Source organism: Streptomyces cyanogenus (assembly GCF_017526105.1).
Classification (GTDB): Bacteria; Actinomycetota; Actinomycetes; order Streptomycetales; family Streptomycetaceae; genus Streptomyces; species Streptomyces cyanogenus.
Genome location: NZ_CP071839.1, coordinates 7,069,567 through 7,087,634, shown reverse-complemented (window position 1 = coordinate 7,087,634; position 18,068 = coordinate 7,069,567). Strand labels below are relative to the sequence as shown.

At 69.1% G+C, this 18,068-nt stretch carries 15 protein-coding genes and 2 pseudogenes; 8 read left to right on the top strand and 9 right to left on the bottom strand.

From position 1 onward, the window contains the following. Window positions 1-254: 254 nt before the first annotated feature. Window positions 255-686 carry a hypothetical protein gene (locus S1361_RS31795; protein WP_208035326.1) on the top strand — a complete coding sequence of 144 codons (432 nt, stop codon included), beginning with the start codon at window positions 255-257 and terminating at the stop codon, window positions 684-686. Window positions 687-749: 63 nt separating this feature from the next. Beyond that, window positions 750-2,030, top strand: coding sequence for a threonine/serine exporter family protein (locus tag S1361_RS31790; protein ID WP_208035325.1), 1,281 nt, complete (start codon window positions 750-752; stop codon window positions 2,028-2,030). 323 nt (window positions 2,031-2,353) lie between these two features. Here S1361_RS31790 and S1361_RS31785 read toward each other — a convergent pair whose 3' ends face one another. The 3 genes and pseudogenes from S1361_RS31785 to S1361_RS39495 form a co-directional block, all read right to left on the bottom strand. Next, window positions 2,354-2,551 carry a hypothetical protein gene (locus S1361_RS31785; RefSeq protein WP_425087624.1) on the bottom strand — a complete coding sequence of 66 codons (198 nt, stop codon included), beginning with the start codon at window positions 2,549-2,551 and terminating at the stop codon, window positions 2,354-2,356. Window positions 2,552-2,638: 87 nt separating this feature from the next. Then, window positions 2,639-4,729 (bottom strand): SpoIIE family protein phosphatase, encoded by a 2,091-nt coding sequence (locus S1361_RS31780; RefSeq protein WP_243769372.1) that lies wholly within the window; start codon window positions 4,727-4,729, stop codon window positions 2,639-2,641. Window positions 4,730-4,954: 225 nt separating this feature from the next. Beyond that, window positions 4,955-5,113, bottom strand: a pseudogene (locus S1361_RS39495) (TspO/MBR family protein); the annotation flags it as partial. A gap of 409 nt (window positions 5,114-5,522) precedes the next feature. Here S1361_RS39495 and S1361_RS39490 point away from each other — a divergent pair. Beyond that, window positions 5,523-5,670: pseudogene (locus S1361_RS39490) on the top strand (cold-shock protein); the annotation flags it as partial. 329 nt (window positions 5,671-5,999) lie between these two features. Continuing rightward, on the top strand, window positions 6,000-6,410 hold the full coding sequence (locus S1361_RS31765) for a Rossmann-fold NAD(P)-binding domain-containing protein (protein ID WP_208035324.1): 411 nt from the start codon (window positions 6,000-6,002) through the stop codon (window positions 6,408-6,410). A 548-nt stretch (window positions 6,411-6,958) separates the two neighbouring features. Here S1361_RS31765 and S1361_RS31760 read toward each other — a convergent pair. From S1361_RS31760 to S1361_RS31750, 3 genes are read right to left on the bottom strand one after another with little or no spacing between them, the layout of a single operon-like run. Next, on the bottom strand, window positions 6,959-8,143 hold the full coding sequence (locus S1361_RS31760) for a cytochrome P450 (RefSeq protein ID WP_208035323.1): 1,185 nt from the start codon (window positions 8,141-8,143) through the stop codon (window positions 6,959-6,961). 30 nt (window positions 8,144-8,173) lie between these two features. After that, window positions 8,174-9,529: an NAD(P)/FAD-dependent oxidoreductase gene (locus tag S1361_RS31755; protein ID WP_208035322.1), complete on the bottom strand. Its 1,356-nt coding sequence runs from the start codon at window positions 9,527-9,529 to the stop codon at window positions 8,174-8,176. Next, window positions 9,519-9,728, bottom strand: a complete 210-nt coding sequence (locus tag S1361_RS31750) for a ferredoxin (RefSeq protein ID WP_030176846.1) — start codon at window positions 9,726-9,728, stop codon at window positions 9,519-9,521. Before S1361_RS31750 ends, S1361_RS31755 begins: the two co-directional genes overlap by 11 nt. 371 nt (window positions 9,729-10,099) lie before the next feature. On the opposite strand from S1361_RS31750, the gene S1361_RS31745 reads away from it, so the two are divergent. After that, on the top strand, window positions 10,100-10,519 hold the full coding sequence (locus tag S1361_RS31745) for a hypothetical protein (RefSeq protein ID WP_208035321.1): 420 nt from the start codon (window positions 10,100-10,102) through the stop codon (window positions 10,517-10,519). Between the two features lie 123 nt (window positions 10,520-10,642). On the opposite strand, the gene S1361_RS31740 is transcribed toward S1361_RS31745, so the two are convergent. Beyond that, window positions 10,643-11,026, bottom strand: coding sequence for an MFS transporter (locus S1361_RS31740; protein WP_208035320.1), 384 nt, complete (start codon window positions 11,024-11,026; stop codon window positions 10,643-10,645). Between the two features lie 291 nt (window positions 11,027-11,317). After that, window positions 11,318-11,971, bottom strand: coding sequence for a TetR/AcrR family transcriptional regulator (locus S1361_RS31735; protein ID WP_243769370.1), 654 nt, complete (start codon window positions 11,969-11,971; stop codon window positions 11,318-11,320). 251 nt (window positions 11,972-12,222) lie between these two features. Between S1361_RS31735 and S1361_RS31730 the strand changes: the two genes are divergently transcribed. The 3 genes from S1361_RS31730 to S1361_RS31720 all read left to right on the top strand — a co-directional run bounded on the left by S1361_RS31730 (window position 12,223) and on the right by S1361_RS31720 (window position 17,412). Next, window positions 12,223-15,444, top strand: coding sequence for a bifunctional cytochrome P450/NADPH--P450 reductase (locus S1361_RS31730; RefSeq protein WP_208035318.1), 3,222 nt, complete (start codon window positions 12,223-12,225; stop codon window positions 15,442-15,444). 160 nt (window positions 15,445-15,604) lie between these two features. After that, complete coding sequence (locus S1361_RS31725; RefSeq protein ID WP_208035317.1) at window positions 15,605-16,651, top strand: zinc-binding dehydrogenase; 1,047 nt, start codon at window positions 15,605-15,607, stop codon at window positions 16,649-16,651. Window positions 16,652-16,761: 110 nt separating this feature from the next. Beyond that, window positions 16,762-17,412: a TetR/AcrR family transcriptional regulator gene (locus S1361_RS31720; protein ID WP_208035316.1), complete on the top strand. Its 651-nt coding sequence runs from the start codon at window positions 16,762-16,764 to the stop codon at window positions 17,410-17,412. On the opposite strand, the gene S1361_RS31715 is transcribed toward S1361_RS31720, so the two are convergent. Next, window positions 17,378-18,016 carry a TetR/AcrR family transcriptional regulator gene (locus tag S1361_RS31715; protein WP_208035315.1) on the bottom strand — a complete coding sequence of 213 codons (639 nt, stop codon included), beginning with the start codon at window positions 18,014-18,016 and terminating at the stop codon, window positions 17,378-17,380. The two genes, S1361_RS31720 and S1361_RS31715, sit on opposite strands and share 35 nt — an antisense overlap. Window positions 18,017-18,068 lie beyond the last annotated feature (52 nt).

Sequence of the window (18,068 nt, the reverse complement as noted above, 5' to 3'; positions counted from 1 at the left end):
GAGACTGCGCGGTGTCCTGAGCTTCTGTGACTCGCCGCAAATGAATGCACCGGAGGCATATGTCAGATTCAATCCCAATGTCTTCACCGGTGACGGTGGAGTCGTCGACGAGCATACGGAACGTTTCCTCCGAGACTTCATGGAGGAATTCCGGGATCACGTGGTCCGGGTTCTCACCGTGCTCCCGCGGAAATCATGAAGAATGCGGGTCTGGGGGCGCCACCCTCGATGAGAAGCGACATGAAGGGGTTCGTATGGGTCAGCCGCGGATGAACGAAGAGCGCTTCTACTTGTATCCCATGAAGCGTGTAGCTGCCGTTCTGGACAACAAAGAACGGTATACGGCTGCTTGTCATCAACTGGAACAAGCCGGGATCAATCTGTCCCGCGTGAACGTGCTGAAGGGGCCGGAAGGGCAACGACTACTGGACAGCAAGGGAACCTCGCATGGCCTTTACGGCCGCTTCATGCGCGGGCTGCAGCACGGGGGGTACGAAGGTGAAACGGTAGCGGCCCACTCTGCCGCCTTGAGCCAGGGAAAATGGCTGATCTTCGTTCCGGTGCGGGGCAAGGACGAGGCCAGGCGGACGGTCGACATCCTCCGATCGCACGGGGGTAGCGACATTTTCCACTTCCGCCGATGGGCAGTGCAGTTCTTTCCCCCGACCTATCGATTGATGCCGTAACGGACTACGACGCCTTTCGCGCCCTGCACCCTGGTGTTCCCGACGTCGGCGAAGGAGGCGGGCATGGGGCATCCGGCCGCCGGCCTGGACGATCTGACCGCCTTCCTGGCCCGCCTCACCGCCTTGCTGCTGCGTTCTTCCGGCGAGGGCGCCTACTCCATCGAGCGGGCTGTGCACACCAGCGCTCGCGCCTTCGGCGGCGAAGCGTCCGTAGTCCTCGTGCCCGAAGCGGCCGTGCTCTCGATCGTCACGGCCGACGGCCGGATGCGCACGGTGTGCGTGCACGGCTTCCCGGAGGTGATCCGGCTCGACCAAGCCGCTGGGCTCAAGCCCTTGCTGGCCGACGTAGAGGCGGGCAAGGTCAAGGTGGCCGAGGCCGACCGCAGGCTGGCGCGCATCGAGGCGGCACCGCCTCCGTACCCGTGGTGGCTCAAGTTCCTCGGCGTTCTGCTGTTCTCCCTGGGCTTCGCCCCGCTCGTCCAGCCCACCTGGTACGAGATCACCACCACAGCCGTCCTGGGCGCGATCGCCGCGGCACTCGTGGTCGCCGCCGTTCATGCACCGCGACTGTCCAAAGTCCTCCCCCTGGTGGTCTCAGCCGTCGTCTCCGTCGTCACCATCGAAGTGTTCACCGGCGATCCGGCGCACGGCGGCCCGGTACTGCTGATGCTCCCAGCGCTGTTCTACTTCATTCCCGGTGACTTCCTGAGCGCATCGACCACCGAGCTGGCCGTCGGCCTCATCACCACCGGCGCGATCCGGCTCGTCTACTCCATATTCCTGCTCGTCCAGCTCTACCTCGGTGTCCTGCTGGGCGTCTTCGTCACCGGCACCCCCCTCAACGCCCTCTTCGACACCGCCGCCAGAGCCGACCTGCCCAAGTGGGCACTGATCCCGGGCGGGATCGCCTTCACCGCCGGCACGGTCCTGGCCTTCGCAATCCCCCACCGCTTCTTCGGGACTCTCCTCGTGCTTGTCTACGCCACCGTCGGTGTGCAGTCACTGTTCACCAAGCTGATCCGGGAGACCGGGGGCACATTCGTCGCTGCCGTGGTGCTGGCCGCCGCAGCCAATCTGCTGGACCGCAACCCCGCCCGCCCTCCTCGGTTGATCCTCATCCTGCCTGGCTTCTTCACCCTCACCGTCGGCTCGCTGGGCCTGCGCGGCCTGACCACCCTGGCCGGCGGCTACGTCATCGAAGGCTTCCAAGACCTGCAGAAACTCATCACGATCGTCACCGCCATCGCCATCGGACTGGTCGTCGGTATGGCACTCACGAATGCCCGCAACACAACGCGGACCACCTCTCGCCATGCCCCCTCGACGCCTCAGCGGCCGCCCTGACCATGTCTCTGCCGGACCGCCCACGGCAGCTCATGTGTAGACCGTGGGCCAGTGGCGCCTGCGTCCCGGCCAGCCGTGCGACTGGTCCACCGGTCGTCGTCGGCGGCCGCTGGAGCTCGAGAACCAACGGTGCCGGCCCAGGGCGCCGGATCCACCAGCACCTCGATCGTGCCGGAGGCACCGGTCAGCTGGACACTGACAGAGTGGCCCTCCTGATCCATGCGGAGGCGGCTGTCCGCAGCGATGCCTCCAGGGCTTCGAACGCAGTCGCTCCGTCCGAGCCACGAGAGCGCCTCGCGACCGCCGGCCGGAGCCCTGCGGCCCTATCCGATGATCCCCAAGGAGACGTGCCGGCCTCCGCCCCGGCATGGCCGGGGGGCGAGCAGCAGGATCGACTCCAGCGTGCCCGGGAAGCAGATCAGTCCCAGCAGGATGGAGTCCGCGCCAGTGACGCCGAAGAGAATGCCAAAGACACGTGGGGTCGCACCCGGCCAGACCAGGGCGATGGTGTCCAAGCCCATCGTGAGCAGGATGTGCCAGGCCACCGAGCGGCTGCACCGCCGCGCTCTCGCCGGCACGGCTGACCGAGGACGATCCGGGCGGTAACGCTATGACCGCTGTCGGGGATGGGGCGAGGTTGCGGGCGGCAGAGCCTGCTCGGCCCAGACGATCTTGCTGTCAAGGGAGTACCGGACACCCCAGCTCTGCGCGAGTCGGGCGATGATGAACAGGCCGCGCCCGCCTTCGTCGATGGTTTTCGCGTGGCGCAGCCGCGGCGCTAGGGCATTGCTGTCATGGACTTCGCAGGTGAGCGTGCGGTCCTTGATGAGCCGCAACCGCAGGGGCGGGGTGCCGTAGCGGATGGCGTTGGTGACCAGCTCGCTGACGATCAGTTCGGTGGTGTAGGCGGTTTCCCCATCCACTCCCCAATGGGTGAGCTGGTGTTCGGTGTGGGCGCGCGCCGCGGCGACGGCTTTGGGGTGGGGGTCGAGATGCCAAGCGGCGACCTGGTCCGCGGGGAATGTGTGGGTGCGGGCGAGGAGGAGGATGACGTCGCCGTGGCGGGTGTCGTTCCGTAGCCGGTAGAGCACGTCGTCGCACAGATCCTGCAGGGGCCGGTCAGTGTGGGCCAGCACTCGTTGGAGGGTCTCCGGGGCCTGGGAGGTGTGCAGGAGGGATCGCGTGTAGAAGGCGAGGACGCTGCCGTCGGGGAGAGAGACCGTCGTGGCAGCGAAGGGGGGCCCTTCGGTCCTGCCCAGGAGAGGTCCGCTCGGTAGGTCAGGGATCTGGGTGCTCCCATCAGGATGGGCGATGACGGGTGGGGGGTGGCCGGCCAGGGCGATAGTGCAGGTCCCGGCGAGCGGGTCGTAGACCGCGTACGCGCAGCTTCCCATGAGCGGCATGGGGTCGCCGGGCGGCAGAGCGGCGCGTTCCTGCGCCAGGCTGATGGCGGTGTCGTTGAGGCGGGCGAGGAGCTCGTCGGGCTCCAGGTCGAGCGCGGCCAGGGAGTGTGCGGCGGTTCCTATCTGTCCCATGGTGGTGGCCGCATGGATGCCTTGACCGGCCACTTCGCCCACCACCAGTGCGGTGCGGGCGCCGGACAGGGCGAATGTGACGAACCCGCTGCCTCCACCGGTTTCAGAGGGCACCAGTATGTGCGCGGTTTCAACGGTCGTCTGCGTCGCAACCTCGGGAAGCAGCAGGTGGCGCTGGATCGTCAGGGCGATGGTGTGTTCGCGGGTGTAACGGCGGGCGTTGTCGATGCACAGTGCGGCGTGAGCGGCCACTGCTTCGGCGAGGGTGACATCGCCCTGGTCGTAGACGTCGCCCTGGTCGGTGCGGTACAGGCTCATCAGTCCCAGCACCTTTCCCCGCAGGGTCAGGGGTGCTGTGATGAGGCTGTGGGCGCCTGAGGCGCGGATCGCTTCGGCGCGCTGCGGGACGGCCGCCAGCCAAGGTGTTTCGGGACCCAGGGCGATGAGGCGTGGCTTGAGGTCGGTCAGCGTCTGGGCGTAGGGCGTCGGGAACGGCAGAGCGCGCACGTCACCCACCGGATGTGCCTGGACCTGGTCCTCGCCGCCACTGCGGATGAAGGCGGCACGGCGCAGCGGCACCTCCCGTCCGAGGGGACTCGGCGGAGGTTCCTCGCCACGCGCCACTGCCTCCACCACGTCCACCACGGCGATGTCGGCGAGGTCCGGCACCACCGCCTGCACCAAATCCTCGCAGGTGGCCACAACGTCGAGGGTCTGTCCCACGCGGTCACGCACCGAGCCGAGGAGGCGCAGACGGGCGCGTACCTTTGCGCGTTCGGTGACACCGAGTATCTCCGTCAGCACTCCGAGGATCCTGCCCTGCGCGTCCTCAAGACGAAATGCCGAGACGGAGAACCGGTACTCCGGCCCCGGCGCGCCCTTCGGACGCACCGCCAATCGCCGCCCCCGAGCGGGCGCGCCGCTCTCCAGCACGCCGTGCAGCATCGCCTCGACCTCACCGGGCGCGGAAAGGTCATATACGTCGGTGAAGCGTCGGCCTAGGATCTCTTCAGGGGTGCCCGATTCCAGGACCGGCGTGTCGACGTTGATCCATAGGATACGCAGTTCCGTGTCCAGGAGCATCAGGCCGGCCGGGGATTGGTGGAACAGAGCTTCCAGTACTGCCGCACCCTCGACGGGCGAAATGGCTTCGTTGTGCGCCACGGCAACCCACCTCCACTGTCCAGCCTGCGCCTGGCTCCTGCGCGCCGCTCCCGCGCATCGTGCGACGTCCCCGGGCAGGCCGCCAGATCTCCGCCGCGATCGACGTCACCGTTCTCGTCTCGGTGGTCGGCTCCCACGTCGATGCCACCTCACGTCGCGACTTCCGGATCGCCCGGTGCGCAGCCGCCGTACTGAGCCTGGCGACGTCGGCGATCGGTGTGCACCTCAGCCGTGGCGGCGGCTCGGACCAGTGTCGCCGTTCCTTGAACCGTGACCCCCTATCGGTCCGCCGGCGTAGGCGATCGTCGCGTACAACGGTGTCCACACAACACCGAACGCCCACGGCGGAGGCTGCCACACCGGCTTGCGCAGGGACCTGTACCACCGAGCTGCAGAGCGCCAGCGAGGACTTCAGCCGGATCCCGGACGCCTTCGGCTCCCCGTACACCTGCTGGACCCTGGGCTGCGCCGAACCGGACGCCTACCAGACCGGCCGGCAACGCGGCACCGTGGCCCAGGACATTCCGGTCAACCACAGCCCCTCCGGTGAACCTTCCGGCCAGGTCGCCTCTGAATACGGCAGCCCAGAGCAACCGACCGCCTCGCCCGGAGGCCAACGAAGCCGGACGAGCCGCAGACACCGCCGATCACGGAGACGCCTCGTGACTGCGGCTGCCTACCAGTACGTCGACCTGCCCGATGCGTCCGTGGTCACGAGGCTGGGGGGTAGGCACTGCGGATCTGTATCCGGAGTCCCCGGCGGACAACCTCGCGATGCAGGCCGGTAAGCGACATCATCCAGGACGCTGGCGGACCGGACGTCTTCGCCCAGCTCCAACATCGCCGGAAACGGGTACCACGAGCTGGTCGAGGGCGAGTCGGTCACGTTCGACGTCGCCCAGGGGCAGAGGGGCCCCCAGGCGGGGAACCTCGTCCGCGGCGGACGCTCCGCTGGCCCGAAAGTTCCGTGTCGAGTGGTATCACCGACGCGGGGTGGAGCAGCTCGGTAGCTCGCTAGGCTCACCCAGAGGTCGCAGGTTCAAATCCTGTTGGCCTTCACTGCCCGGTTATGGGTAGTGAAGGCCAACATCGCGTCTGGGAAAGGCGTCGGTGTCGTTGCGTGTGCTGGGGAGAGCTGCTTCCGTCGGAGCGGTAGTGAGGGCGGCGTGGCCTCGGTCCTGGCCATAGGTGCGGGCAGCTGATACACAGCTCACCGAGCGCAGGGGCGAGTATCGAACTCCCGTCCTACGCTTGGTGGGGAAGCGCCCCGGTGCGGGCCGCCCCCTACAACGCACCCGCGTTTCCGACCGGCGAAGTCTCGCCGCAATTGGTTCGCCGCGGCACTTCCGAGGTGCTGTTGTGGTCCTCGGCGACCGTCGGTGGCATCCCCGTCGTTGACTTGCCGGGCCAAGGCGGGTGCTCCGTCGAGGACATCCGCAAGGAGGTCGAGCGCGATATTCGCTTCGCGAACATCACCATCATCGAGGTCACCGGCGCGAGCCAGTACGGTATCGGCGCTGTCTCCGCCCGCCTCGTCGAGGCTGTCCTGCGCGAAGAACGGGCGGTGCTGCCCGTCGCCGCCTACTCGTCTCGACGTACAGCAGATGCACGAGCCTGTCATGACGCCGGCAGAGCATCAGGCCCTGGCCGAGAGTGTCGAGATCCTGCGCGCAGCCGCTGAGCGGGCCATCTCCATCGGGACGACCTGAACGGCAACGCACCAGATCACGCCTGTTGCTCAGGTCCGCCGGTTGCACCGCCCAGCAGTTGCTGCATGGAGGCGAGGTCTTCGTCGACCAGGTCGCGTCGTGCCCGCGGGCCGCAGGCGCTCAGCAGGCGGGCGAAGTCGGCTTCTCACGGTGACTCACCGGCTCGACGAGGGCGGTCTGGTCGGTGTACGTCATCGCGGTTCATCCCATCGGTGCGGAGGTGAAGAGAGCGTCGGCACGAGGCGCGGCGGCTCTGTGTGCAGCGGTGGTGAACGGCGTCGTCCGGTTGAGCGGCACACGTGGGGCATCTGTATGGATGTGACATTCTGCGCACTGATGATTAAATAGTCAGATATCATCCTCGGCGCCTAGTTGCAGCGCAGGCAAGCCTGGGACGGCACGGACGGGAAGCTCCCGCACATGCTTGGCATCTCCGCGTGCGAAATCCGCGACAGCGTACGGCGCCCCCTCCCCGCCGTAGCCCGCCGTAGCCTGACGAGGACGCCGTGTCCTCTCGGCTTCACAGGTGGATGGGCAGATGGCGGGGTCCGCGAAGCATCGCGTTCTGCCGGTACGGGGGCGGGTCTTCGACCAGGCGGGCGCTGCCGAGATGGGGAAGCAAGGCGCCGAGCGCGGCGTACGCCTCGACGCGGGCCAGGGGTCCGCCATAGCAGGCGTGGATGCCGCTGCCGAAGCCGAGGTGCTGGTTGTCCGGGCGGGCGGGGTCGAACCGGTCGGGATCGCGGAACCGCATCGGGTCGCGGTTGCCCGAGGCCAGCACCAGAACGACGGACGCGCCTGCGGGGACGGGGGTGCCGGCGATGTCGATGTCGGCGTGCGGGATGCGCTCGCGCATGTGGACGGGGGGCTCGTAGCGCAGCAGCTCCTCCACCGCTCGCGGGAGGAGCTCCGGTTCCCGGCGCAGCCGGTCCAGCTGCTCGGGCTGGCGCAGGAGGGTGAGGGCGCCGTTGGTGATGAGGTTGACCGTGGTCTCGTGTCCGGCGATGAGGAGCAGTACGGCGGTTTCCGCGAGTTCCTCGTCGGTGAGCCGCAGGGCCGGGTCCGGCTCGTTGGCGAAGGCGGAGAGCATGTCGTCGCCCGGCTTGCCGCGGCGCTGTTCCGCCAGGTTCAACAGGTAGCCGCCCATCTCCATCCGCGCCTGGTCGCCGGCCTTGTCCGGCTCGGCGGTGTCCTCGCCGGGCCTGACGTCGGCGGCGGCGACGAGCGCGTCGGACCAGGCCCGGAAGAGGGGTTCGTCCTCGTGCGGCACGCCGAGCAGGCGGCAGATCACGGTGACGGGCAGCGGATAGGCGAAGTCGTCGACGATGTCGATCTGCCGGCCCGCCTCGAACGGCTCCAGCAGTTCCCTGGTGATCCGGTCGATCTCGCCGCGCATGCCGTCGACCCGGCCAGGGCTGTGCGGGGGTCCGAAGGGCCTCATGGCGAGGGTGCGCAGCCTGTGGTGTTCGGGGTCGTCGAGCCGCAGGAACGGGGGCTTGTGGGTTGCCTCGCCGCGGGTGCGGGGGTCGGCACTCATCCGTGGGTCGTGGAGCAGAGCGGCGATGTGGTGGTAGGTGCCGATCAGGTAGCTGCCGTCGGCCTGCGGCACTACGGGACCGGCCTCGCGGAGTTCCCCGTACAACGGGTAGGGGTTGGGACGGCTGGCGTAGTCGGTGATCCGTGCCAGCAAGGTCGCGGAGTCCATGACGGCTCCTCGTAGGGGGCGGGATGGGGGCTACACCACCGTCAGCCGGCGGTCGGGAAGGTGACCGGTGAGTGCGACGGTCGGGCCGTGGGACAGCACGGAGGGGTCCGGTACGGCGGACGGGATCGTGACGTCGGCCGCGATCGCACGGTCCTGCGCGCCGGGCGGCGGCGGGAAGGGAGCGGCGGTCTCGATCAGGTGCCGGTAGTAGTCGAGCGCCTTGGCCATGTCGACGGTGACCGCTGCGGTGACCCTGCCCTGGTAGCCGTAGACCATCGCCAGACGGCGGGCCTCCAGGGAGCCCTGGGCGATGACCACGTGGTCGGAGTAGGTGGGCACGCCCACCGACTTGATGTTGAGCCCGAACTGGGTCGACCAGAAGACCGGGATGGCCAGGTGCGGGCGCTGCAGCGGCCCGGGATTGACCATGTTGTGGGCCGCCACCTCGGCCTGCTCGACCGCGTTGCCCCAGTGCTCCAGGGACAGCATCTGATAGCCGAACAGCGGGTGGGGGAAGCGGGAGACGTCACCGGCCACGAAGACGTCGTCGGTGACGATCCCATACATGTTGAAGGCCCGGCAGCCTGCGTCGCAGGCGATGCCGCGCGGACCCGCCGCCAGCCCGGACTCCGCCAGCCACTCCACGTTGCGGATCGCGCCCAGGGCCACGACGCACACGTCCGCCTCGACGCGGCTGCCGTCGGACAGCTGCGCGCCGGTGAAGCTGCCGTTGCCGTTCAGGGCGGTGACCGTCACCCCGGTGCGCAGGTCCACGCCGTGGTTGCGCTGCATGACGGCGGCGAGCTTGGACAGGGTGCCGCCGAGCGCGCCCACCAGGGGTGCGGGACCCCGTTCGGCGACGGTCACCTCAAGGCCCAGTTCCCGGCAGGCCGAGGCGATCTCCGAGCCGGTGAAGCCGCCACCGATCACCAGCACTCGCTCCGGTCTCGCGGCCAGCCGCTCGGCCAGTCCCGCGCCGTCCTCGCGCGTGCGCAGGGTGAACACGCCGTCCAGGGCGCCTTCCTCCGGGTTGGGCCAGGGCCGCGCGCGGGTCCCGGTGGCGATCAGCAGCCGGTCGTAGGGCAGGGACTCACCGCCTTCGAGCGACACCCGTTTCGCCAGCAGGTCCACACCGGTGGCGCGCACGCCGAGGCGCCACTCGGCGTCCGGGTCCCGCCGCATCGGCAGCTCGAGGGTGTCCGCCGTCGCCTGTCCCAGCAGCACCTGCTTGGACAGCGGCGGCCGGTCGTAGGGCGCATGGGGCTCGTCCCCCACCACCGTCAGTGAACCCGTGAATCCTTCATCGCGCAGCGCCTCGGCTGCTCTCAGCCCGGCCAGCGAGGCGCCGACGATGACGATGCGGCCGTCTTTCAGGTCACCGGGCACCGGTGCTCACCTCTTCGCCCAGGAGGATCGCCTGCACCGGGCACGCGGCCGCGGCCTGGCGCACACGCTCCACCTGATCGTCGGGCACGGCCGTGGCGTACAGCAGCCCCTCCTCGCCGTGCAGCTCGAACACCTCCGGCGCGAGGAACACGCACTGCGCATAGCCCTGGCAGCGTGTGAGGTCGACAACGGTCCGCATCTCCACCACTTCTTCCTCCGCTGTCACACCCCCCTCCTCTCCAGCATGGGGCCAGACCTGAGTCCCTGCATGCCTTGTGATCGAGAGCTGGTATTCGGGCCGGCAGGGCGAGGGGGAAGGGGATGAACTCCTGGCAACGACGCCCCAGTCACTGAAGGGCGTTCAGGTGCGTCTCCTTCGACCAGGTGGTCCGGGTGACCCGAGTCACTGTCACGACTCCCCATTTCCATACGTCGTATGGTTATCCTGGCCGGGCGATTCCATACAGCGTATGGAACTGCTCGACCGACAACGCCCCACAACGCCAGGCGCCTCACATCGCCTGCAAAAGCAGCCGTTGGTGCAGATCGCACCGACCGGAAGGAAAGATCATGAAGAAGCTCACGAAGCGGATCGCTGTCGCCGTTTCCTCCGTGGCGGTCGCGGGTGTCGCCGTTGTCGGTGTCGGGGGCACCGCTTCGGCTGCGGCTCCCGCCTCTGTACATGTCCAGCGGTCGGCCGTCGGCGTCAACGCCGCCGACCACCGCTGGGACCACGGCGTGGGTTACCTCATCGAGCAGGGCTACTGCTGGGACGGAAAGCGTGGCTGGCACCACGACGACCATGTCGCCGGCTCCCTCTGGCACAGCCGCGACGGTCGCTGCTACCGCTGGGACGATGAGCGGCGCGGGTGGAAGTCCGACAGGTCCTACCGGCTCGACTGGAACCGCTACGAGAGCGACGGCCGGGGCTGGGACCACCACGACCGGAACCACGGTGACCGGGACGACTTCGGCTGCCATTACCACTGATCACCAGCGCGTCGGCGGGGGCACTGGTCCAGGCCGTGCCGTGGCCCGCGTGCTCCGCCGGGCTGAATGCCGACGGGTGGCACGTGTGTCCGGCCCGGCGGTGCGCGGTGGACCCTTGGTCCGCTACATGTGCACGGCAGGTGCGGCGTTCTCGTTCTGCCGGGGCACACCCGGGCGGCAGAGGAGGGCGGTGACGATCAGGCCGGTGACGAAGACGGCCGCCGACCACCAGTAGGCCGTGGAGTAGCCCGCGTGACCGGCCTGGGCCAGGACGTCGGTGTCCTTGGGATCGCGGCCGGAGAGGTAGCCGGTGGCGGCGCCGGATGCCATCGTGCTGAGCAGGGCGATGCCGATGCAACCGCCCACCTGCTGCAGGGTGTTGACAGCGGCCGAGGCGACGCCCGCATCGGTTGCCGCCACGCCGGAGGTCGCCAGGCTCATGGCGGGCGCGATGGCCGTGCCCAGCCCGATGCCGACGAGCACCAGCCGGGGCAGTACCTGCGTCACGTATCCGCTGTTCAGGTCCAGCTTGGCATGCAGCTCGACGAGGCCGGCGATCTCCCGCTTCGGGAGGCCAGATCTCCCGCTTCGGGAAGGAGATCGGGAACAAGCCGACGACCATGGTCATTTCACGGGTCAGCGTCACACGGCTGCCGTGCAGAGGCTGCGGAACCACCCCGCCGGGCGTGTTCCCCGATATGGCGGGGGTGGCTCCCGCATGTCGCAGCCTGAGATCGCCCGACTGCGGGCGCGGCTCAGGGGCCGGCGCCTGGGGCGCAGCGCCTCAGAAGGTGTGACTCAAAGGCTGGCGTCCCGGCCGTCACGATCGCCGGTGAGCCGGCCTTCCAAACCCGTGATCAGCGTGTCCATCACGAGGCGGAACATGTGGTCCTGGTCAGGGCCTTCAGGAGCTACGTCCACAGAGTCAGGGTCTGCTCCCCCGTCACCGTCTTCACCATCGCCAATGCCGGGGGGCTTGAGGGTCGACCACTGGCGGAGCGAGCCGCTGAGTTCGGCGGCGAGGACACCGATGACGACGGCGGCCATCAGCGCCGCGATCTCCGAGACCTCTGACTGCGGAACCCCGGCAGCCTCCACGATCGCGGTGAGCGCGGTCCAGAACGGGTCGTCGGGCTGGATGAAGTCGGGCTGGTGGCTGAACGAGTAGGCCATCAGTTCGGGGTGACGGTGCGCCAGGGTCCGGAAGTCAGTTGCGAGCAGGCGGATGCGCTCCTGCCAGGGAGCGTCCTCCAGCATCACGGTGCGGAACTGGGCGCCGACCATTCTCGTCACCCCGCGCAGCACCGCTTCCTTGTTCGGCACGTGGTGGTACAGCGACATCGGGTTCGCGTCGAGCGCGGTGGCGAGTTTGCGCATGGTGAGCGCCTCGACCCCGTCCTCGTCGATGAGCCGCAGGGCGGCGGCGTAGATCCCGGCCTCGGTCAGAGGCACGTCCCTCTTCCTCGTTCCCCGCGGGGGGCGTCTCACCTTCTTTTCCATACCTCGTACGGTATCAGTTTCGTACGCCGTATGGAAATGACCTGAATCACAGCGCTCACCCGGGCGGCCGGGCTTGCTTCGCGTTTCCATACGTCGTACGGTACTAATTCCATACGGCGTATGTTTCCGTACGGCGCCATGGCATACACCCACGTAGCGCGCCCTTGCCCACCCCCTCCACCCCCTCCGCAGAGGAGCAAGACATGACCACGCACTCCGCGAACGACCTCCGCCCCATCCGGTCCCCGCGCGGGATCCCCCTCCTCGGCAACACGCCGCAGATCCCCGACACCAATCCGGTGGAGTACTTCGGTGAGCTGTCCAAGCAGTTCCCCGAGGGCATCTACGGCATGGACATCGCCGGCATCGAGCAGGTCTTCGTCTACGACCCGGACCTGGTGGCCGAGGTCTGCGACGAGACGCGGTTCTTCAAGCAGATCGACAAGACGCCGCTGAGCCATGTGCGGGACTACACGGGGGCGGGCCTGTTCACGGCCCACCAGCACGAAGAGGAATGGGCCATGGCCCACCGGATCCTGCTGCCGGCCTTCAGCCAGCGGGCCATGAAGACCTACTTCGGGCAGATGCTGGAGATCGCCCAGAACCTCGTCGGCAAGTGGGAGAGCCGGGAGGGTCAGCCGGTCAACATCACCGACGACTACACCCGGCTCACCCTGGACACCATCGCCCTGTCCGGCTTCGGCTACCGGTTCAAGTCCTTCGACAAGGAGGAACTGCACCCCTTCCTCAACGCGCTGCTGGAAGCGCTGATCGAGTCGATGCGGCGCTCCCAGGAGCTGCCGATGATGACCAAGCTCCGCAAGGCGGACGACAGGAAGTACCGCCAGAACATCCAGCTGATGCGCGACCTGGTCGAGAGCGTGATCAAGGAGCGCCGCGAGGGGAAGGGCACCGGCGAGGAGGACCTGCTCGGCCTGATGCTTCAGGCCACCGACCCTGAGAGCGGCAAGCTGCTGGCCGACGACAACGTCCGCGACCAGGTGGTGACCTTCCTGATCGCCGGTCACGAGACCACCAGTGGTCTGCTGTCGTTCGCCACGTACTCGCTGATGCGCAACCCGCACGTGCTGGCGCAGGCGTACGCCGAGGTGGACCGCCTGCTGCCCGGTGACACGGTCCCGGACTACGACACGATCATGCAGCTGGACGTGATCCCGCGGATCCTGGAGGAGACCCTGCGCCTGTGGGCTCCGATCCCGCTGATCGCCAAGGCGCCCATCGACGACACCGTCATCGGCGACCGGTACGAGCTGAAGAAGGGAACCAGGGCCAACATCCTCATGGGCGCGCTGCACTCCCACCCCAAGGCGTGGGACCGGCCGGAGGAGTTCGACATCGACCGGTGGCTGCCGGAGAACCGCGCCCAGCAGCACCCGCACGCCTACAAGCCGTTCGGTAACGGTGTGCGTGCCTGCATCGGCCGGCAGTTCGCGCTCACCGAGGCCCGCCTGGCGCTTGCGCTCGTGCTGCAGAAGTTCAGGTTCTCCGACACCACCGACTACAAGATGGACGTCCGCGAGGCGCTGACGCGCAAGCCCGGCGACTTCCAGTTGGTCGTCCGTAAGCGTCAGGACCACCAGCGGACCGTCTTCGGCGCCGCGGACCTGCAGACCGGCGACACGCAGGCGCAGGCAGCGGTCAGCGGTGTCGGTGTGAACCTGACCGTCGCCTACGGCTCCAGCCTCGGCTCCTGCGAGGACCTGGCCCGCACCATCGCCGACCGCGGCGAGCGCTCCGGCTTCGGCACCACCCTCGTCAGCCTGGACGAGCTGGGTGACAACCTGCCCTCCGAGGGCCTGCTCGCCGTCGTCGCCGCGAGCTACAACGGCAAGGCTCCCGACAACGCCCAGCGCTTCGACGACCTGCTCGCCGCCGGGCTGCCCGAGGGCTCGCTGGCGAACGTGCGGTTCGCGCTGCTGGGCGCCGGCAACACCCAGTGGGTGGCCACCTACCAGGCATTCCCCAAGCGGATCGAGGAAGGTCTCCTGGCCGCCGGCGCCACCCCGGTCGTCGAACGGGGCATCGCGGACGCCGCCGGTGACTTCGACGGCATGGCCACGCGGTGGATGGACAACCTGTGGGCCACCCTGGCCGAGGAGTACGCCGCCGACACCTCCCAGGCGAGCGGCCCCCGCTACGAGGTCCAGCTGCTCACCGAGTCCGACGTGCGCCCCGCCATCGTCTCCGAGCAGGCGTACCCGCTCGCCGTGGTGACCAACGACGAACTCGTGGCCGACGCGACCGGCCTGTGGGACTTCAGCATCGAGCCCCCGCGCCCGTCCGCGAAGTCCATCACCTTCGAGCTGCCCGAGGGCGTCACCTACGACACCGGCAACCACCTGGCCGTCTTCGCCAAGAACGAACTCGCCCTGGTGGAGCGCGCCCTGAGGCGGCTCGGCGTCGACTACGACCAGGTGCTCCGGCTCGACCAGCCGGCCGGTGGCCGCACCCACCTGCCGGTCGGCACCCCGGTCACCGCCGGCATCCTGCTCACCGAGTTCCTGGAGCTGCAGGACGTGGCCAGCCGGTCCCAGATCCAGACGCTCGCCGAGTACACCGAGTGCCCGTGGACCCGGCCGCAGCTCCAGGCGTACACCGCCGACACCCAGGAAGCCGAGGAGCGCTACCAGAAGGAGATCCTCGGCAAGCGCATCTCGGTGCTGGGCCTGCTGGAGCGCTTCGAGGCGGTCGAGCTGCCGCTGGCGGTCTTCCTGGAGATGATGGGCCCGATCCGCCCGCGCTTCTACTCCATCTCCTCCGCCCCGTCGGCCAACCCGCGCCATGTCCGCCTGACCGTTGGCCTGCTGGAGGGCCCGGCCCTGTCCGGCGACGGCCAGTACCGCGGCACCTGCTCCTCCTACATCGCGGGCCTCGAGCCCGGTGACGTCGTGTACGGCTACGTCCGCGTGCCCTCCCCGACGTTCGCCCCGCCCGCCGACCCCGCCACGCCACTGATCCTGATCGGCCCCGGCACCGGCATCGCGCCGCTGCGCGGCTTCCTGGAGGAGCGGGCGACACAGCACGCGAACGGCACCCAGGTGGGCGTGTCCCAGGTGTTCGTCGGCTGCCGCCACCCGGAGCACGACTACTTCTACAAGCAGGAGATGGAGGACTGGGAGCAGGCCGGGATCGCGCAGATCCACACCGCCTTCTCCGCGGTGACCGGCCACCCGGCCCGGTTCGTGCAGAACGCCATCGCCCATGCCGCCGACACGGTGTGGCAGGCCATCGAGGACGGCGCGTACATCTACGTCTGCGGTGACGGCCGCCGCATGGCCCCCGCCGTCCGCGAGGCCCTCGCCGCCATCCACCGCCAGAAGACCGGCAGCGACGACGAGACCGCCCAGCAGTGGCTCGCCCAGCTGGAGGCGGACGAGCGCTACCAGCAGGACGTCTTCGCCTGACCGTCGCACGCCGTCAAGGCGCGCCGACCCCCAGCCGCCAGGAGGCGTGCGGACGTCCTGCCTCCCCCGCACGCCTCCCGGCCCCATCAGCCGTTCAGACACCCCATGGCACCCATGGCCCGAACCACCGGGCCGTGCCGCTCACAGAAAGCAGATCACCATGGACACCATGCTCGCCGGACGCTTCCACCTGGACAGCAGGAAGTTCGCCGTGGAAGAGGTCCCGATCCCCGTGCCGGGCCCGGGCGAGGTCCTCATCGAGGTCAAGGCCGCCGGCGTCTGCCTCTCCGACGTCCACCTGCTCGACGGTTCCCTCGTCCCACTGTTCGCCACCTCCGACACCATCACCGTCGGCCACGAGGTCTCCGGGGTGATCCACACGCTCGGCCCCGGCCTCAAGCGCGGCCTGCCCGTCGGCACCCGCGTCACACTGGAGGCCGGCAAGACCTGCGGCACATGCGCCGGGTGCGTGCGCCACCGCCCCTGCACCCAGATGCTCACCGCCGGCATCGACTACGACGGCGGCTGGGCCGAGTACGTCGTCGCCCGGGAGGACACCCTCATCCCCATCCCCGACAGCCTCCCCTTCGACCAGGCCGCGATCATCCCCGACGCGGTCTCCACCCCCTACGCCGCCGTCGTCGCCACCGCGGGCGTCCGTGCCGCCCAGTCCGTCGGCGTCTGGGGCGTGGGCGGAGTCGGCGCGCACAACGTACGCCTCGCCCGCCTGGTCGGCGCCGCCCCGATCATCGCCGTCGACCCGCTGCCCAGCGCCCGCGAGCGCGCCCTGGCCTTCGGCGCGGACCTCGCGCTCGACCCGGCAGCCCCCGACTTCACCGACCAGGTCCGCGCAGCCACCGGCGGACGCGGCCTGGACTTCGCCTTCGACTGCGCCGGCGTACCCGCCGTCCGCGACCAGGCCGCCTCCGTGCTCGGCCTGGGCGGCTCCCTCATCCTGGTCGGCATCACACCCCGGCCGCTGACCATCACCGAGGGCCTGACCTTCAACTACCTGCAGAAGCAGGTGCGCGGCCACTACGGCGGCTTCCCCGAGTCCGTCTCCGAGCTGGTGCGGCTGACCGCGGCCGGCCGCCTCGACCTGGCCCCCTCCATCACCGACCACATCCCGCTCATCGAGGCCGCCGACGCCGTCCACCGACTGGAGAACAAGATCGGCGACCCGATCCGCCTCATCCTCGTCCCCTGACGCCCGTCAGCAGGACGACAAGCCACCCTGGGCAGGGGTGAGTGGGCGCCGGTGCGTGAGGGAGCACCGGCGCCCACGGCTTTCCGGCAACCGTGGAGGGAGAAAGAACCATGCAGACGACCGACGCCCCGGGCCGTACTGTGCAGCGCAAGGATGCTCACTCCAACCGCCGACGCATCCTCGCGACCGCCCGGCAGAAACTGCGGAACGACCCCGACACGAGTCTCGACAGCATCGCTCAGGCAGCCGGCGTCGCCCGGCGCACCCTCTACGGACACTTCCCCAGCCGGCATGCGCTGATCGCCGACCTGACGCAGGAAGCAGGCCATGAACTCCGGCAGGCGTTCGCCAGAGCCCGTACCGCGGATGTCGACCCGGTCGAGGCGTTGACACGGATGGTGCTGGCGGCATGGACGGTGGGCGACCACTACCGCATGCTCATCGCCTTGGGACGGCGCCACCTGGGAGAGGACGAGATCCGCACCACTCTGGCACCGGCCCGCGCAGAAGCCGTCGCGACCCTACGGCGCGGTCAGCGCGAAGGCGTCTTCGCCGACCACCTTCCCGCACCTGTCCTCGCCCAAGCGCTGGAGGCACTCATGCTGGCCCTCGCCGAGGAGAACGCCGCATGCCCGTGGGCGGACCCTGACGGTGAGGCCGCGGCAACCGCGTTCCTCGTCGCCGCCGGCGTAGCACCACAGAGGGCCGCGCTTCAGGTGCGGGAGGTCATCGGGCGAGATCGGGCAGCGGGCGACGGGTGACCTCGTGGGCGTCGTCCGCAGCGAGGCCGAGCATGCGCAGGACCATCTCGGCCAGGTCGGAGGCAGCCTGGTCGCCGTCGAGGTCCGGGCGGTCCAGCCGGAGAGCCACCAGGGACAGCAGGGTGCCGCCCAGGGCGGACAGGGCGGTGGTCGCGTTGCCGCAGGTGAAACGGCCTGAGGCGATGCCGATCTCCAGGTCGCGCAGGGCGCGTGGGGCGAGGCCGCTGTCGGAGTGGATGTGGGACAGGCCGCGGTCGCGCAGGATTCGCATGAGTTCCGGGTGGGAGTCGGCCATCCGGGCGGTGAGCCGGAAGCCGGCCGCGACCAGCTCGGCGGGGTCGTCGATGCCTTCCACGCGCTCGTCGATGACCTGCCCGAACTCCTCCAGGGCGTCCGTCACCGCCGCGTCGAACAGCTCCGTCTTCGACTCGAAGTGGTTGTAGAAGGACCCGAAGCCGACATCGGCGCGCTCGGCGATGGCCTGGATGCTTGCGCTGGTGTCCCCGGTCTCCGCGAGGATCTGCCGGGCCGCGCGGACGAGCGCCTGGCGGGTCTCGGCACGGCGTCGCTCGAAGCGGTTCTTGGGCAGGGCTGACGTCGGCATACCGCCCAGTGTAACCGCCGTAACGATGACCCTGCCATTACTGATGAGATCC

Bases quoted from the DNA above. Each gene is read 5' to 3' on its own strand.
- S1361_RS31795 (WP_208035326.1), top strand. From the start codon at position 255: ATGGGTCAGCCGCGGATGAACGAAGAGCGCTTCTACTTGTATCCCATG.
- S1361_RS31790 (WP_208035325.1), top strand. From the start codon at position 750: ATGGGGCATCCGGCCGCCGGCCTGGACGATCTGACCGCCTTCCTGGCC.
- S1361_RS31785 (WP_425087624.1), bottom strand. From the start codon at position 2,551: ATGGGCTTGGACACCATCGCCCTGGTCTGGCCGGGTGCGACCCCACGT.
- S1361_RS31760 (WP_208035323.1), bottom strand. From the start codon at position 8,143: ATGGACTCCGCGACCTTGCTGGCACGGATCACCGACTACGCCAGCCGT.
- S1361_RS31750 (WP_030176846.1), bottom strand. From the start codon at position 9,728: ATGCGGACCGTTGTCGACCTCACACGCTGCCAGGGCTATGCGCAGTGC.
- S1361_RS31745 (WP_208035321.1), top strand. From the start codon at position 10,100: ATGAAGAAGCTCACGAAGCGGATCGCTGTCGCCGTTTCCTCCGTGGCG.
- S1361_RS31730 (WP_208035318.1), top strand. From the start codon at position 12,223: ATGACCACGCACTCCGCGAACGACCTCCGCCCCATCCGGTCCCCGCGC.
- S1361_RS31725 (WP_208035317.1), top strand. From the start codon at position 15,605: ATGGACACCATGCTCGCCGGACGCTTCCACCTGGACAGCAGGAAGTTC.
- S1361_RS31720 (WP_208035316.1), top strand. From the start codon at position 16,762: ATGCAGACGACCGACGCCCCGGGCCGTACTGTGCAGCGCAAGGATGCT.
- S1361_RS31715 (WP_208035315.1), bottom strand. From the start codon at position 18,016: ATGCCGACGTCAGCCCTGCCCAAGAACCGCTTCGAGCGACGCCGTGCC.